The organism is Variovorax sp. RKNM96 (assembly GCF_017161115.1).
Classification (GTDB): domain Bacteria; phylum Pseudomonadota; class Gammaproteobacteria; order Burkholderiales; family Burkholderiaceae_C; genus Variovorax.
Genome location: NZ_CP046508.1, coordinates 2,736,176 through 2,750,131 on the forward strand (window position 1 = coordinate 2,736,176; position 13,956 = coordinate 2,750,131).

General features: G+C 68.0%; 13 protein-coding genes. 4 read left to right on the plus strand and 9 right to left on the minus strand.

What is annotated here, in order from left to right:
- Positions 1-40: 40 nt before the first annotated feature.
- Positions 41-961, plus strand: coding sequence for a hypothetical protein (locus GNX71_RS12655; RefSeq protein ID WP_206178635.1), 921 nt, complete (start codon positions 41-43; stop codon positions 959-961).
- A gap of 15 nt (positions 962-976) precedes the next feature.
- On the opposite strand, the gene GNX71_RS12660 is transcribed toward GNX71_RS12655, so the two are convergent.
- The 4 genes from GNX71_RS12660 to GNX71_RS12675 form a co-directional block, all read right to left on the minus strand.
- Positions 977-1,990: an aminoglycoside phosphotransferase family protein gene (locus GNX71_RS12660; RefSeq protein ID WP_206178636.1), complete on the minus strand. Its 1,014-nt coding sequence runs from the start codon at positions 1,988-1,990 to the stop codon at positions 977-979.
- 78 nt (positions 1,991-2,068) lie between these two features.
- Positions 2,069-2,662 carry a 2'-5' RNA ligase family protein gene (locus tag GNX71_RS12665; RefSeq protein WP_206178637.1) on the minus strand — a complete coding sequence of 198 codons (594 nt, stop codon included), beginning with the start codon at positions 2,660-2,662 and terminating at the stop codon, positions 2,069-2,071.
- 37 nt (positions 2,663-2,699) lie between these two features.
- Positions 2,700-2,936 (minus strand): hypothetical protein, encoded by a 237-nt coding sequence (locus GNX71_RS12670; RefSeq protein ID WP_206178638.1) that lies wholly within the window; start codon positions 2,934-2,936, stop codon positions 2,700-2,702.
- 78 nt (positions 2,937-3,014) lie between these two features.
- Positions 3,015-4,295 carry an SGNH/GDSL hydrolase family protein gene (locus tag GNX71_RS12675; protein WP_206178639.1) on the minus strand — a complete coding sequence of 427 codons (1,281 nt, stop codon included), beginning with the start codon at positions 4,293-4,295 and terminating at the stop codon, positions 3,015-3,017.
- Between the two features lie 104 nt (positions 4,296-4,399).
- Between GNX71_RS12675 and GNX71_RS12680 the strand changes: the two genes are divergently transcribed.
- Positions 4,400-5,317 carry a LysR family transcriptional regulator gene (locus GNX71_RS12680; RefSeq protein ID WP_206178640.1) on the plus strand — a complete coding sequence of 306 codons (918 nt, stop codon included), beginning with the start codon at positions 4,400-4,402 and terminating at the stop codon, positions 5,315-5,317.
- Here the strand turns inward: GNX71_RS12680 and GNX71_RS12685 are convergent.
- Positions 5,293-7,533 (minus strand): DUF6351 family protein, encoded by a 2,241-nt coding sequence (locus GNX71_RS12685; protein WP_206178641.1) that lies wholly within the window; start codon positions 7,531-7,533, stop codon positions 5,293-5,295. The genes GNX71_RS12680 and GNX71_RS12685 overlap by 25 nt on opposite strands.
- Positions 7,534-7,666: 133 nt before the next feature.
- Between GNX71_RS12685 and GNX71_RS12690 the strand changes: the two genes are divergently transcribed.
- Positions 7,667-8,365, plus strand: a complete 699-nt coding sequence (locus tag GNX71_RS12690) for a Crp/Fnr family transcriptional regulator (protein ID WP_241027249.1) — start codon at positions 7,667-7,669, stop codon at positions 8,363-8,365.
- A gap of 12 nt (positions 8,366-8,377) precedes the next feature.
- Here GNX71_RS12690 and GNX71_RS12695 read toward each other — a convergent pair whose 3' ends face one another.
- The 4 genes from GNX71_RS12695 to GNX71_RS12710 are packed head-to-tail and all read right to left on the minus strand — an operon-like array spanning position 8,378 to position 12,738.
- Complete coding sequence (locus GNX71_RS12695) at positions 8,378-8,662, minus strand: hypothetical protein (protein WP_206178643.1); 285 nt, start codon at positions 8,660-8,662, stop codon at positions 8,378-8,380.
- Positions 8,663-8,699: 37 nt separating this feature from the next.
- Positions 8,700-10,970 carry a molybdopterin cofactor-binding domain-containing protein gene (locus tag GNX71_RS12700; RefSeq protein ID WP_206178644.1) on the minus strand — a complete coding sequence of 757 codons (2,271 nt, stop codon included), beginning with the start codon at positions 10,968-10,970 and terminating at the stop codon, positions 8,700-8,702.
- Positions 10,967-11,443: a (2Fe-2S)-binding protein gene (locus GNX71_RS12705; RefSeq protein ID WP_206178645.1), complete on the minus strand. Its 477-nt coding sequence runs from the start codon at positions 11,441-11,443 to the stop codon at positions 10,967-10,969. The genes GNX71_RS12700 and GNX71_RS12705 overlap by 4 nt, the downstream gene beginning before the upstream one ends.
- Positions 11,440-12,738 (minus strand): cytochrome c, encoded by a 1,299-nt coding sequence (locus tag GNX71_RS12710; protein WP_206178646.1) that lies wholly within the window; start codon positions 12,736-12,738, stop codon positions 11,440-11,442. Before GNX71_RS12710 ends, GNX71_RS12705 begins: the two co-directional genes overlap by 4 nt.
- 218 nt (positions 12,739-12,956) lie before the next feature.
- Between GNX71_RS12710 and GNX71_RS12715 the strand changes: the two genes are divergently transcribed.
- Positions 12,957-13,850 carry a LysR substrate-binding domain-containing protein gene (locus GNX71_RS12715; RefSeq protein ID WP_206178647.1) on the plus strand — a complete coding sequence of 298 codons (894 nt, stop codon included), beginning with the start codon at positions 12,957-12,959 and terminating at the stop codon, positions 13,848-13,850.
- Positions 13,851-13,956: the final 106 nt, after the last annotated feature.

The following is a 13,956-nucleotide window of genomic DNA, read 5'->3' on the forward strand; positions in this document are numbered from 1 at the left end:
GCCTCGCGCCTCCCACGACTTTTCGCTAACCTGTTCCCCCATGTCCGCACTCGCACTTGCCACCGACCCCGTCGTCGCCGCGCCGATCGGTCCACCGCCACCGGCACCGGATGTACCCAACCCCGCGGTGCCGCCACCACCGCCGCCGCCCGAAGGCGATCCACCACCGGTCGTGCCGCCCATCACCGACCCCGGCACGACGCCGCCCGTGGTGGAGCCGCCGCCGATGCAGACGGCGACCGCCACGATTCCCTTCGGCAAGCTGCATGCGCGGCGCCTGCGCGAGATCTACCGCTCGGCCGGCTGGCCGTGCTGCGACGGCATCGAGGTCGAGCTGCTGGCCGGCGGCTTTCTCGAACGCGTGCGCACATCGCACGGCCACGAGACGCTGCGCGTGACCGATGCCGGCATTGCCCGCATCGCGACCACGCTCACCATCAACCGCGCGGCGCTGACGCCGCACGAGGCGCTGGTCGAACGCGTGGCACGCGAGATGACGCGCGGCGGCCGCATCGCATGGCGCGGCCTCGGCCTGCGCGCGCGCCTGCCGCCGCTGGAAGAGGGCGGCAAGCCGCGCTGGTGCATGGCGCGGCCCGATGTGTTCTCGATCCGCAATACCAGCGTCGAGGCCTATGCGCACCCGATCGTCCACGAGGTGAAGGTGAGCCGCGCCGACCTGCTCGGCGACCTGCGCAAGCCCGACAAGCGCGCGGCCTACCTCGACCTGGGCGGCGAGTGCTGGTACGTGCTGGGCAACGATGCGCGCGGACGCTGCATCGCCACGCCCGAGGAGATTCCCGCGGAGTGCGGCGTGCTGGTGCTCGAAGGCGAGCGCCTCGTGGTGGCGCGCGCCGCGGTGCATCGTCCGATCGAGCGCATTCCGTTCGCGGTCTGGCTGGCGCTGGCCAAGGCGCAGCCGATTGCGGGCTTCGACGAAGACGTGCAGGACATGCTGATCTAGCGGATCAGCACCGGATCAGGTGACGGCTTCGTAGCTTTGGTGCGCGATGGCGACTACGTCGCCGGGCTGGAACTGGCTCGCCATCTGGCGCATGGCTTCTTCGCGGTCTTCGGCGCTTGCAGACGCATCGAAGACCTGGTCGCTGATCTCGAGGATGTCGCGGACGATGCGCTCGTGGCGGTAGTAGGCGAGCGCGACCGCATCGATTTCCGCAGCACCGTAGCCTTGGTAGAAGCTGCCTTCTTCCTGCGGCTGGTTCCAGACATGGCCGACACCGCCGCCGATGAACATCAGGTCGCGCTCCTTCGGCGCGAGGATGAGCGTGTCCCAGTCGACGATGGCCAGTTGGTCTTCATCGCCGAGAAGCACGTTGTCTGCGTGAATGTCGGCGTGGCACACGACCTGCGGCAATGCCTTCTCCAGCAGGATCGACGCGAGCTGCTCGCTGCGATAGACGATGGTGTCGATCTCCTCGTCATGCTGCGCCCAGAAGGCGTGGAACCGCTGGATGATGGCGTCGCCCACGAAGCCGTTGATGAAGCGGCGCTGGTAGCGCCTGACGCCTTCGCGCCAGCGGTGCGCGTAGGTTTCCTTGGGGATGCCTGCGAGCAGGGCGGGCGGCAATTCGGTGCGATGAACGGCGCCCAGTGCTGCGCCGAGGGCGGTCCATTGCGCGGCCGTCAAGGCGCGTTCGAATCCGTTCCGGCCTTCGAAGAAGGGGTAGAGCATCCAGTCGAAGCCGTGGCGTTGCACGCTGAGTTGATGGTCCGTTGTCGGCAGCGGCGCCATCACTGCGGCGATGCCTTTTTCATGGTGGAGAAAGGCCGGCACGGCAACGGCCGTCTTGTCGAAATCGCCGCTGCGCAGCTTCAGGAAGTACGCCGTGCCGTCGCTTGCCTGCACGCGAAAAACCGCGGAATGAATGTCTGCGCCTAGAGGAAGGAATTCGGTGCGCGCCGCCTGGAGGCCGTAGGTTTCGGCGAGGCACTTTTGGATGGCGTCGTTGGCGATATCGGGTGGTGTCAGCATGCAGGGGTGATGGCGTTCGTTCGATGGGCGCCGAAAATTGTCTCACCCGATAAGGCCACGAAAGCTGACTGACCCGTGTCAGACGTCGTCTTCTTCGTCGGCCTCGTAGGTGGCCAGCACCTGGTGCTCGACCGGATGCGAAGTGAACGAGCGCACGAGCAGGAATTTCCTCACGCGCCACGGGATCGGTGGCAGGCTCATCGGATAGGCCGCGCCCTCAGCCTGCCGGGCGATGGTGATGTGCGGTGTGAAGCTCGATCTCCGTGTTGCGATGCCGGCTTTCTGCATCGCGCGGCCAATGTTCGCGTGCAGCGCTCGCAGATCCTTGTGCTCGGCGGATTGCGCGACAGCGATCTTGCGCCAGGTGCGTGAGCTGTTCAACACAAGATTCATAACCTGCATCGGTACTCGTGCAAGCTCTTCACGCAGCCGTTTCTCCACAGCCGAATTTTGGTCTGCGAAGCAGTGAAGCGTCAGGTGCATTCGCGGGCTGGGTGGAAAGTAGTGGCCCTTTGGCCAAAGCCAGTCCTCGCGATGTTTCTCGATGGCCGCTTGCACGTCGCGCTCGGGAAACAGCGCAATGAGAAGGTGCTGTTTTCTCTCGAAAAAGGGGGAATCCCAATCGGGCTCCGGCTCGTCCGGGAAGTCGTTGCCAAAGTTGAAGTCGTCCATTGCAGTTCTCCTGGCAAGGATGAAGTGAAAGGCGGGTTCAGGTTTCCGACGGCCACCAATGCTCGGCCGTCGTCCGGATGACGCGCGCCGCCTGAACGCGGATGTCATCCATTTCATTGCTGTCGTCACCGTGGCCGTGTTCCCGGACCACGCGGAAGGGCCAGGTCGAGATCCGGCCTGCACGTTGCCGCGGCTGCATCGGGTGCCGCCGGGAGGGGGAAGGAGAGAAAAAAAGAACCTGCGCCGAGGGCGCAGGCGGATTGGCGGTGGTCATGGAGTCGCCTCGAATGTTGCTCTTGGAGACGATCTATTCTAGAGAAAACACTGTATCTATGTACAGTATATTTGCAGCCTATCGAGGGTCGCCGAGCAGGGCTTCGAGGTCGATCGCGGACGCCATCGCCCTGTAGCCGGCGTCGCCCGGATGCAGGTGGTCGCCCGAGTCCATCGCCCCCTTCAAACGGATCGGGCGGGCCGGATCGCGCAGCAGTGCGTCGAAGTCGACCACCGCATCGAACGCGCCGCTTTCGCGAATCCAGCGGTTCACGGCCTGGCGCACCTTGTCCTTCTCGGGCGAGTGGTGGCCTTCGAGGCCGGTGCCTTCCAGCCCGCGCTCGTTGGGCGTGATCGTGCCGGCGACGATGCGCACGTTGTGGGCGCGGGCCATCGCGATCAGCTGGCGGAAGCCCTGGATCAATTCTTCTGCCCGCATCGCCGGCTCCTGCGGCGCGAAGGGGCCGCCGGGCCAGCCGATGTCGTTGGTGCCCAGCAGCACGATCACGGCGCGCACGCCCGGTTGCGCGAACACGTCATGCCCGGCGCGTTCGAGGCCGGCACGGCCCATGCCGTCTTTCAGCAGCCGGCCGCCGGAGATGCCGGCGTTGAGCACGCCGACGCCGCGCGGGGCCAGGCGCTCGGCCAGCGCATCGGGCCAGCGGGTGTTGGCGCCGGGCGTGGAGCCGTTGCCGTCGGTGATCGAGTCGCCCAATGCGACGACGGTGGTCGGCGGGGTGGGCGTTTCGACGATCAAGCCGCTGACGTAGACGCGCGTGCTCCATTGCGAGGCCGCGGCTGGGAGGCGGGCAGCGTTGGTCAGATCGCCATCGGCAACATACGCCGTTTCGCGCGCATCGAAATGAAAGCCCGCAGGCTGGCTGGGCTTCGGCAGATAGAGCGACACCGCAACTTCGCTGAGCGCGGGCAGCGGCAGGTCGACCGGATCGCTGACCAGCCGCGCGCCGGGCGGCACCGTCACCTCGGCCTGCCCGCCGAAGCGCAGCGCACGGTCCGTGCCGTCGACGATGGCCGAGCCTTCGGCATGCCGCGCCACGCGTGCCGCGCCGATGTACAGCGGCGCCGTGCCGCCTTCGTTGCTGATCACCACGCGCAGCTTCGCGCCGCCGATGCTCAGGCGCGCCACCTGGCGAATGGTCTGGCGGTTGAACTGGAAGGGAAGGCCGCTCGGCAGCACGAAGTCGCCGCCCCAGATCGGCTGGGTGCTGGTCACCCAGCTGGGGCTCCAATAGGTTGGCGTGGGCGGTGTCGTCTGTGCCACCGATGTGGCGGCCATGCCTGCGAGGGTCAGCGCCGCGGCGCCGTGCTTGAGGATCGATCCGAGGGTGGAGGCATTCATGTTCTGGTCCTTGAAAGTGAAGCAAGGCCTCGACTTTCTGCCATGCGAATTTGGATGGGTAGATGGCAAAATTGCATCCAGCACATTCCCGAATCGAATACACCATGGACACCCTGCGCGCACTCTCGGCCTTTGTGCACAGCGTCGAACTCGGGAGCCTCTCGGGCGCGGCCCGCGCGCTCGACACCACGCAGCCCACCATCAGCAAGCTGGTCGCGGGCCTGGAGCGTTCGCTGGGCGTTCGCCTGTTGCGCCGCGCGGCCACCGGCCTGAGCCTCACCGAGGAAGGGCAGCGCTTTCACGAGCGCGCCCGCCGCGTGCTGGAGGACTACGGCGATGCCGTCGCCGATGCGCGCGAGCAGGTGCAGCAGCCGCAGGGTCTGCTGCGCGTGAGTGCGCCGGTCACGATGGGGCAGCGGCACCTCAACGCGATGGCGGTCGAGTTCCTGCGGCTCTATCCGGACATCGAACTCGAGCTGGTGCTGGACGACCGCTTCGTCGATCCGCGCGAGGAGCGCATCGATGTGTCGCTGCGCGTCGGTGGCGCGCTGCCGCCGGACCTCGTCGCGAAGCACTTGGGCTCGTGGCCGCGCGTGCTCGTCGCATCACCGGCCTATCTGGTCGCGCATGGCAAGCCTCGCAACCCGAAGGAGCTGCTTTCGCACGACTACATCCGCTACGCCGTGGGCGACGACGGCGTCCTGCTGCAGGGCCCGGAGGGCGCGGTGACCGTGCCGGTACGCAGCCGCTACCGCGTGAACAACGCGGTGGCCATGCTCGACAGCGTGCTCGGCGGTGCCGGCATTTCGCTGCAACCTACGTGGATGGTGGCCGACCATCTGGCCGATGGCAGCCTGGTGCGCGTGCTCGCGCGCCACACGGGGCCGGCGCAGGAAGTGCACCTGCTCTACGCCCCGCGTCGCCACCAGCCGCTGCGCGTGCGCGTGCTGGTGGACTTCCTGGCAGAGCGCGTCGCGCAACTGCCAGGGGCGAGTCGTCAGTTGAGCGGCAAGCGCAGGTAGGTGCCGCGCAGCGGCTCCTGGCCCGCGCCGGGCTTGCTCCAGTCGCACACGCCGCTCGGGAAGATCGTCTGCAGCCGCGCGAGGTCGGCGCCGGCGATCGTCACCGAATAGTCGGCGGCGTTGACGGGCTTGAGCTGGCACTTGAGCACGTCGTTCACCATCGGCGAGCCGGCCACGAGGCGCGGTGTCGTGAAGCGCGGGTACACCACGTTGCAGCTCGCGGCAGGGTCCATCGATGCGGCCTCGTCGATGCGCGTGCCGGTCTTGTTCCAGCAGGCGTCGTTGGCACCGGCGGGCTTGTTGCGAACCACCTTGTCGGTCGAGGCGGGCGCCGGGTCGGCGGCCATGTTGTCCAGCCACTTGTTCATCAGGTCGATCGAGCCGCTCATGTAGTCGTAGCCCGAGGTGGAACCCAGCGTCCAGATGATCTGGTTGTCGGTGCGGCCGTTGGCGCGTTGCAGGCGGGCCCGGATGATCAGGTCCTGCGTCGTGTCGTGGATGTCGCCCACCGCATCGGCGTTGCCGCGCTGCGTGATGATCGGGATGTTCGCCAGTCCCGGTCCCCTGAAGCCGTTCTTGAAGCCGCCGGCGTAGGTGAGCTTGAGCGCATCGGGGTCGGCCTCGGAGCGCGCGGCCTGCGGGTTGCCGTCGCCGTCGTAGCCGCCGACCTTTTCGTTCAGGTCGAGGAATTCCTTCACCGAGATCGCGCCGCTGTTCAGTGCCGCCAGGCCGTACTGCAGGCCGATGTTGTCCAGCGGCCGGCGCGCCTCCTGCGTGCCGGGGCGCTTGCCCAGCAGGTTCACGTTGGTCTGGAAGAGGTCGCAGCGGATGCCGGTCGGCTTGGTCGCGCGGTTGAAGACGTTCGCCACGTTGGCCGGCTCGAGGAAGCCGCAGCCCGCCGCGTTGTCCGACTTGATGATGCTCGCGAAGGCCGCATCCCATGACAGGCAGGTGTTCGTGTTGAAGCCATTCACCGCGTTCTGCTTGGCGGGCGTCCAGGCGGCGTCCAGTTTGTAGACGTTGTTGAGCAGCCGGCACTCCATCACCTCGGGCATCAGCGTCTCGGGGAACGACACGATGGGCTGGATGCCGTCCAGCAGCCCCGGGTAGAGCTGCGCGATCAGATACTGCTGGATCGCGCCGCCCGAGCCGCCGAAACCGGCGGTCCACTTGGGCACCTCGCCGAATTCCTCGATCACGTGCTCCTTCAGCATCATCAGCGTCTCGCCCTGCAGGTGTGGGTTGGCGTGCTGGTTGTTCCAGAGTTCGGTCGAGTTCATGAAGGCGAAGCCGCGCGAGAGCTGGATGTGGCCGACGTCGCCCAGGATCGTCTCGATCGGATGCACGCCCTGGTTGTATTGCGCCGAGCCGCAGCAGTCGAAGTAGGCGACGAGCTTCCTGTTCCAGCCCGGGCCGGGCTTCCACGTGGCGGGTGCATCCTTGGTCGGGTTGTCGAGCACCGCGAGCCGGTACACGCCGCGGTTGATGGTGCCCGACTCCACGCGCACGATGTAGGGCACCGTGGTGCCGTCGTTGGTGGTGGTCGTCACCAGGTCGGCCGGGCGCGCGCCCGTGGGGTCCGCCAGCGGCTTGAAGACGTTGGTGTTGGTGCGGTAGTACCAGACCACCTGCGTCGTGGCCGAACAGTTGGCGTCGAGCGCCACGCCCAGGCCGTTCTGCACCGTGCGGCATTCGTACGGCGAGATGTGCGGTCCCGAGAGGATCGGCCCGGTGATCGGGTAGTTGACCAGCTTCGTCTCGGTGCGCTGCGCCGCCACGTCGGCGTTGCTTACCACCAGCGTGTTGACGCTGCCGGTGGTGCTGGCCGCATCGGTCGTGAGCCCGGTGACCAGGCCGCGCAGCACGCGCGTCGTGCTGTTGACCACGGGCACCTGCGACGTCACGTCTTTTCCGTTCAGGCTCACGCGCACCTTGTCGAGCGCGACGCCCACGGGCGCGGTCACTTCGATCAGCGCGTCGCCGCCGCTCACCATGTCGGGTGCCGAAGAGAGCGTCTTGACCTGGAACGCGGCCGGCGTCTGCGTGGCGGGCGGTGGGCTGGCGCCCGGAATGAACGGAAACACCGAGCCGCCGTCGGACCCTCCGCCGCAGCCTGCGACGAGCAGTGCGCCGGCCATCGCGATGCCTGCGGCGGCGACCTGGACACGGGGCCACGGAGAAACCCGCTTGTGCGGGCGGCGAGGTGTAGCGAGCATGGATGTCTCCTTCTGTTATGTGTATTGGAAGATTAAGGATGGACGTTCCACGCTGCGGTCGTCGCGACGACACATGAGGCGCCAATCGCTAGAGGTAATCCCTGATTCCGCACCCGCGCCGGCTGCGCATGCGATGGAAGACATGGTCCGGCACTCGCGCTGGGCGGCGGGCCTCTCGCCCGCCGACGTCGAGCACGTGCTCGGCAGCATGCAGGAGCGGCAGTTCGCGCGCGGCGCCTGCATCGCGCGGGCGGGGCAGATGGTCGAGCACTGGATGGGGCTCATCGACGGCTTCGCCAAGATGTCGGTGGCCTCGGAGGACGGGCGCGTCTCCACGCTCACCGGCGTCTCGGCCGGTGTGTGGTGGGGCGAAGGCTCGCTCTTCAAGCACGAGGCGCGCCGCTACGACGTGATGGCGCTGCGGCCCACGCGGGTGGCGCTGATGCCGCGCCGCACCTTCGAATGGCTGCGCGGCACCAGCGTGCCGTTCAACCACTACCTGCAGGACCTGCTGAATGCGCGGCTGAGCCTCTTCATCGGCGCGCTCGCGCACGAGCGATTGCTCGATACCGATGCGCGCGTCGCCAATTGCCTCGCGAGTCTTTTCAACCCCGACCTGTACCCGGACGCCCCGCGCTTCCTGGAAGTGGGGCAGGTCGAGATCGGGCTCCTGGCCAACGTGTCGCGCCAGCGCGTGAACGTGGCGCTGCAACGCCTGCAGGCACTACAGCTCATTCGCCTGGAAAAGCGCGGGCTGACGGTGCTCGACCTGGGCGGGCTGGTCAACTACAAGGCCATCGACACCGGCGCGCCGCCCGTGCGCTGCGCCTGAAGCGCAACCGGCTCACTCCACGCGCACTTCGAAGTACGCCTCGTCGGCCTCGCCGAGGGCGCGAAAGCCCGCCGTCTTCGCCGCCTCGTAGGCCTTGGCCCAGCTCGCGGCCAGCGCGATCTCGTCCTTGGTGAGTTCGTCGGCGCTGGATTCGCTGGCGTTCTCGAACGCCTTCAGGGCTTGCACCACGTTGTCGCCCAGCAGCTTGTCCAGTTCGCGGCGAAAGCGCGTCTCGGCGGTGGCGATGACGTCGGGCGGTGCGTCGGGGAAATCGATCAGTTTCACGGTGTAGCTCATGGGCGGCGATGCTACGTGATGCGCGTGACTGTGCGTCTCAGCCCGTGCGGTATTCCTTGAGCCGGCCCTCGGCCGCCAGCGGCAGCGTGCGCAGGCGCCGCCCGGTGGCATCGGCGATTGCGTTGGCCATCGCGGCCGGCGCCGGTCCCTGCGAGGCTTCGCCGGTGCCCAGAAACGGCGCGCCGGGCCGGTCGATCAGATGCACCTCGACCTTTCGCGGCACTTCCGAGAAACGCATGATCGGGTAGCCGCTCCAGTCGTGGCTGCGGATGCGCTGGCTGTCGTATTGCACCTCTTCGAACAACGCCCAACTGGACGATTGCAGGATGCCGCCCTCGACCTGGTTGCGCACGCCGTCGGGGTTGACCACCTGCCCGCAATCGATGGCCGCCACCGCACGCTCGATACGCACCGCGCCGGTTTCCGGCACGATCGAGATCTCGACCGCGAGCGCGAGATAGCTCATGAGGTTCTTGTACTGCGCGAACGAGAAGCCCACGCCGCGATGGGGCACGCGCTTTCGCTTCGCATCCCAGCCGAAGCGCTGCGCGGCCAGGTTGACCACGTCGCGCGCGCGCGGATCGTCCAGGTGCTTCAACCGGAACGCGACCGGGTCGGCGCCCGCGGCCGCGGCCAGCTCGTCCATGAAGCTCTCGATGGTGAAGACGTTCATGAACGCGCCCAGGCCTCGCATCGCCGAGACGCGCACCGGCATGTCGGGCAGGAAGTGGTGCTGCACCTCGTAGTTCGCAAAGTTGTACAGCGGCAGGCTGTTGCGGTCGCCGCCGCCCTCGGGCATCGGGATCGGCTTGGGCGGCGCGGGCACGAAGGGCTTGGCCAGGTATTGCGCGGAGATGAAGCGCCCGGCGTTGTCCAGGCGCTGGTTGTGCGAGTTGCTCCAGATCTCGTACTGCCAGTCGACCACGCGGCCCTCGGCATCGAGCGAGGCCTTCACGTCGGTGACCATCGCGGGGCCGAAGGGCTCCCAGGTGAATTCGTCCTCGCGCATCCACTGCACGCGCACCGGCTTGCCGGGCAGGGCGCGCGCGATGAGCGCCGCTTCGGCGCCCGCATCGTCGGCGGCGTTGTGGCCGTAGCAGCCCGAACCTTCGACGTGGATGCAGCGGATGTCCTCGGGCTTCATCGACAGCAGCTCGGCCAGCGCCGCGCGCATCGGGAACACGCCCTGCGAATGGGTCCAGACGCTGAGCCTGGCGCCCTCGGCATCGAACTGCGCCACCGCGCACGAAGGGCCGATCGAGGCGTGCGCGAGATAGGGCTTGGTGAAGCGCGCGTGGAGTGTCTTTGTTGCGGGCGCCGCGGTGCCGTGCCGGTCGCCGACATGGATCTCGCGGGCCGGCAACTTCATCAGCGTGTCGGCGATGGTGGCGGGCGTTGGCAGCGGCGCGGCCTGCGGCTGCCAACGAGCAGCGCCGGTCAATGCGCGCATCGCCTGGATGGCCTGCCACTCGTCTTCCGCAACCACGGCAACGAAGCTGCCATCGCGCACCACCTTCAGCACGCCCGGCATCTTCTCGACGGCGGCGCTGTCCAGTGCCGTGAGCGTTGCGCCATATGACGGCGGACGCACGATGCGCGCATGCACCATGCCCGGCAGGCGCATGTCCTGCACATAGCTCGCGCCACCCGTGACCTTGCCGGGAATGTCGACGCGGCGCAGCGACTGGCCGATGACGCGGTGCTTCGCAGGCTCGACCAGTTCGGAGCGCGGCTCGGCGCGGCGGTGCAGGTCGAGGCCGCTGACGGCATCGCCGTAGCTCAGGCTGCGCCCATCGGCCGTTGAAATCTTGCCGTCGCGTGCCGTGAGCTGATCGGCCGCCACGCCGAGCTTCGCGGCCGCCGTGCCCAACAGCAGTGCGCGCACCTGCGCGGCCGCATGCAGGATCGCCGTGCCGCTGTCGGCCGTCGAATGGCTGCCGGCGGTGTAGCCCTCGTTGGGCGTGGCGCCGGTGTCCGCGGTGACGAGGTGGATGGCCGGCGGCAGCACGCCCAGTTGCTCGGCCGCGATCTGGATGAAGGCGGTGCGGATGCCCGTGCCGAGCTCGGCCTTGCCGGTGAAGACGGTGATCGCGCCTTTCTCGTCGATGCGGATCCAGGCATCGAGCATCGGCGAACTCCCGAGGTCACCGGGGAGCTTGGCCGCGCCGCCATCGACCGCGACCGGCGCCGCCGCCTCGGTGGCCTGCTGCGCCAGCGCGGAGGCGGCCGGCCACAGCGCGAAGCTCACCGTCAGCGAGCCGGCCGCGATGAAATGGCGGCGCGACGGATCGCGAAGTTCCGAACTCATGCGGCCGCTCCCTTGCCCGCCATCGTCCGCGAGGCCTGCACGATCGCCGCGACGATGCGCATGTGCGTGCCGCATCGGCAGAGGTTGGGTTGCATGTGGCGGCGGATTTCTTCCTCGTCGGCGCCGGGGCGTTCGTCGAGCAGCGCCTGCGCGCGCATCACCATGCCGGCGATGCAGTAGCCGCACTGCGCGGCCTGCTGGTCCATGAAGGCCTTCTGGATCGGCGCGGGCTTGTCGGCGCTGCCCAGGCCCTCGATGGTGCGCACCGCGCGCTTGCCGACGGCCGACACCGGCATGAGGCACGAGAACACCGGGCGCTTGTCGACGATGACGGTGCAGGCGCCGCATTGGCCGAGGCCGCAGCCGTACTTCGCGCCGTTGAGCTTCAGGTGGTTGCGCAGCGCGTAGAGCAGCGGCATCGACGGGTCGATGTCCAGCGCGTGGTCGGTGCCGTTGACGGTCAGGGTGATCATTTCGGCGATGCCTCGTTGCGGATGTGGGCGACGTCCTTCTCCAGGTCGGGCCAGGCGGGCCGTTGCGTGGAACTGGCGCGCACGTAGGTCAGGACTTCGGCGATCTGCGCATCGCTCAATACGTCGGCGAAGGGCGGCATGAAATGCGCCGGCGTGGAGCCGTTCCACGGATTGCCGCCGAGCACCGTGCGGATCGCGTTGCGCGCGCTGTCGGCGTTGATGGCGGTGCTCAGGGCCAGCGAAGGCCGCTCGCCGATCGTGCCCATCGGGGCCGTGGCGGCGTGGCAGCCGGCGCAGGCACCGGCGAACAATGCGGCGCCGCTGTCGACGCGCTGGCCTGCGGTTGCGATGGTTGGTGCGGGTGTGGGTGTCGATGCGGACGCAGATGACGCCGTCGCCTTGGTGTCGAGCGCAAGGATGTAAGTCGCGATCGCGCGCACGTCGGCTTCTGGCACGTCGGCCATGTGCTCGGTCACAGGCCGCATCGGGCCGGAGGCCGCGCCATGCTCGCTCGCGAGACCGGTGCGCAGGTAGGCCACGAGCTGCTCGCGTGTCCATGGCTTGGGCGATTTCGATGCCAGCGCGTTCAGCGGCGGTGCCTCCCAGCCATCGATCAGGTTGCCCGCGAAGGCCTGGCCGCTCTTCTCGGCGCCGAGCATGTTCATCGGCGTATGGCAGGACGCACAGTGCCCCGCGCCTTCGACCAGGTACTGCCCGCGCAGCCATTCGGCCGACTGTGGCGTGGCTGGCGCAGGCAGCGGCCCGCGTTGCAGGAACAGCAGGTTCCATCCCGCCACCAGCGGCCTGAAGCCGAGCGGGAACACGAGTTCGTTCGCCGGCGGCTTGGACTCGGCGGGCGTGCGCGCCATCAGGTACGCGTAGAGCGCGCCGACGTCTTCCTCTGTCATCCGCGTGAAGTGCGCGTAGGGAAAGGCCGGGTACAGCAGGTGCCCGTCGCGCGAGACGCCCGAGCGCATCGCGCGCTCGAAGGCCGCGAGCGACCAGCTGCCGATGCCGGTGGCCGTGTCGGGCGTGATGTTGGTGCTGTAGATCGTGCCGAAGGGCGTCTTCAGTGGCAGGCCGCCCGCGTAGGGCTTGCCGTTGGCGCTCGTGTGGCAGACCATGCAGTCGCCTTGCGCCGCGATGCGCGCGCCTTGTGCGAGCAGCGCCTGGTTGTCACTCGGTACGGGGCGATCGGGCAGGGCGTCGATGGACGGTTGCCATGCATAGGCGCCTGCGCCAACAGCTGCGGCCGCAATGACAGCCAGCGTCGCCATCCATAACCTGAGTTTCATGCGTGGTCTCGTTGCGCCTCGCGGCGTTGGGGCGCGATCTTACGGATCGCCATCCGGCGTGTTTTCGCCTGCTGCAATAACCAGGCACGGTGCTCAGTCGCTCATTCGGGCCTAAGAAAAGCAAAAGGGGGAAAGGGAAACCGTTGAGGGTGCGACCGCGTTCCGGCGCGCACAATGGCCCCCCGTTTTCACCCCGCATCCAAGCGCCGCACGCAGCCGTGAACCTGCACCGCCTCGACCTCGTCTCGCTCTCGCTCTTCAATCTCGTGGTGCGCACCGGCAGCATCAGCAAGGGCGCCGAACTTGCGCACCTGGCGGTGGGTGCGGCGAGCAAGCGCATCTCCGATCTGGAAGCCGCGGTGGGCACCGAACTCTTCGAGCGCCATTCGCGCGGCGTCACGCTCACCGTCGCGGGCGACGCGTTGCATCGTCATGCGCAGCGCATCCTGAACGACGTCGATCAGCTCGCGGCGGACCTGTCCGACTACGCCTCGGGCGTGCTGGGCGTGGTGCGCCTCTGGGTCAACACCTCGGCCGTGACCCAGTTCCTGCCGCGCGAGCTTGCGAGCTTCGTGGCCGCCAACCCCGGCATCCGCATCGAGCTCGAAGAGCAGAACAGCAGCGAGATCGTGCTGGCCGTGCTCGACGGGCGCGCCGACGTCGGCATCTTTGCCGACCGCACGCCCACGCTGGGCCTGGACATCGTGAACTACCGCGAAGACCGCCTGGTGCTGGTGGTGCCGCGCGGCCATCCGCTCGCGCGCCGCAAGAGCGTGCGTTTCGAGGAGGCCTGCGACTTCGACTTCGTGACCCTCTCGGGCGCCACCTCGCTCGCGCAGCGCCTGCAGGCCGCAAGCGAGACGCTGGGGCGGCGCCTCAAGCTGCGCATCCAGGTGCGCAGCTTCGATGCGATGTGCCAGATGGTCGCCGCGGGCATGGGCGTGGCGGTGCTGCCGCGCGAGGCGATCCAGCCGCACCTGCGCTCGATGAACCTGCGCGAGATCACGCTCGAAGACGACTGGACGCATCGGCGCCTGGTGATCGGCCTGCGCGATGCGGGCGCCGTGCCGCGCCACGTGCGAACCCTCATCGACCACCTCTGCGCGGGTTAACCCCTTCCAGCTTTCGCGATCCGCGAAAGCTGGGTGCGTGCCTTTGTCGTTCCCTTGGAGAGACCGGCTGCCCAGAATCCGGGCATCGGATGCAGCACTCCGTCTG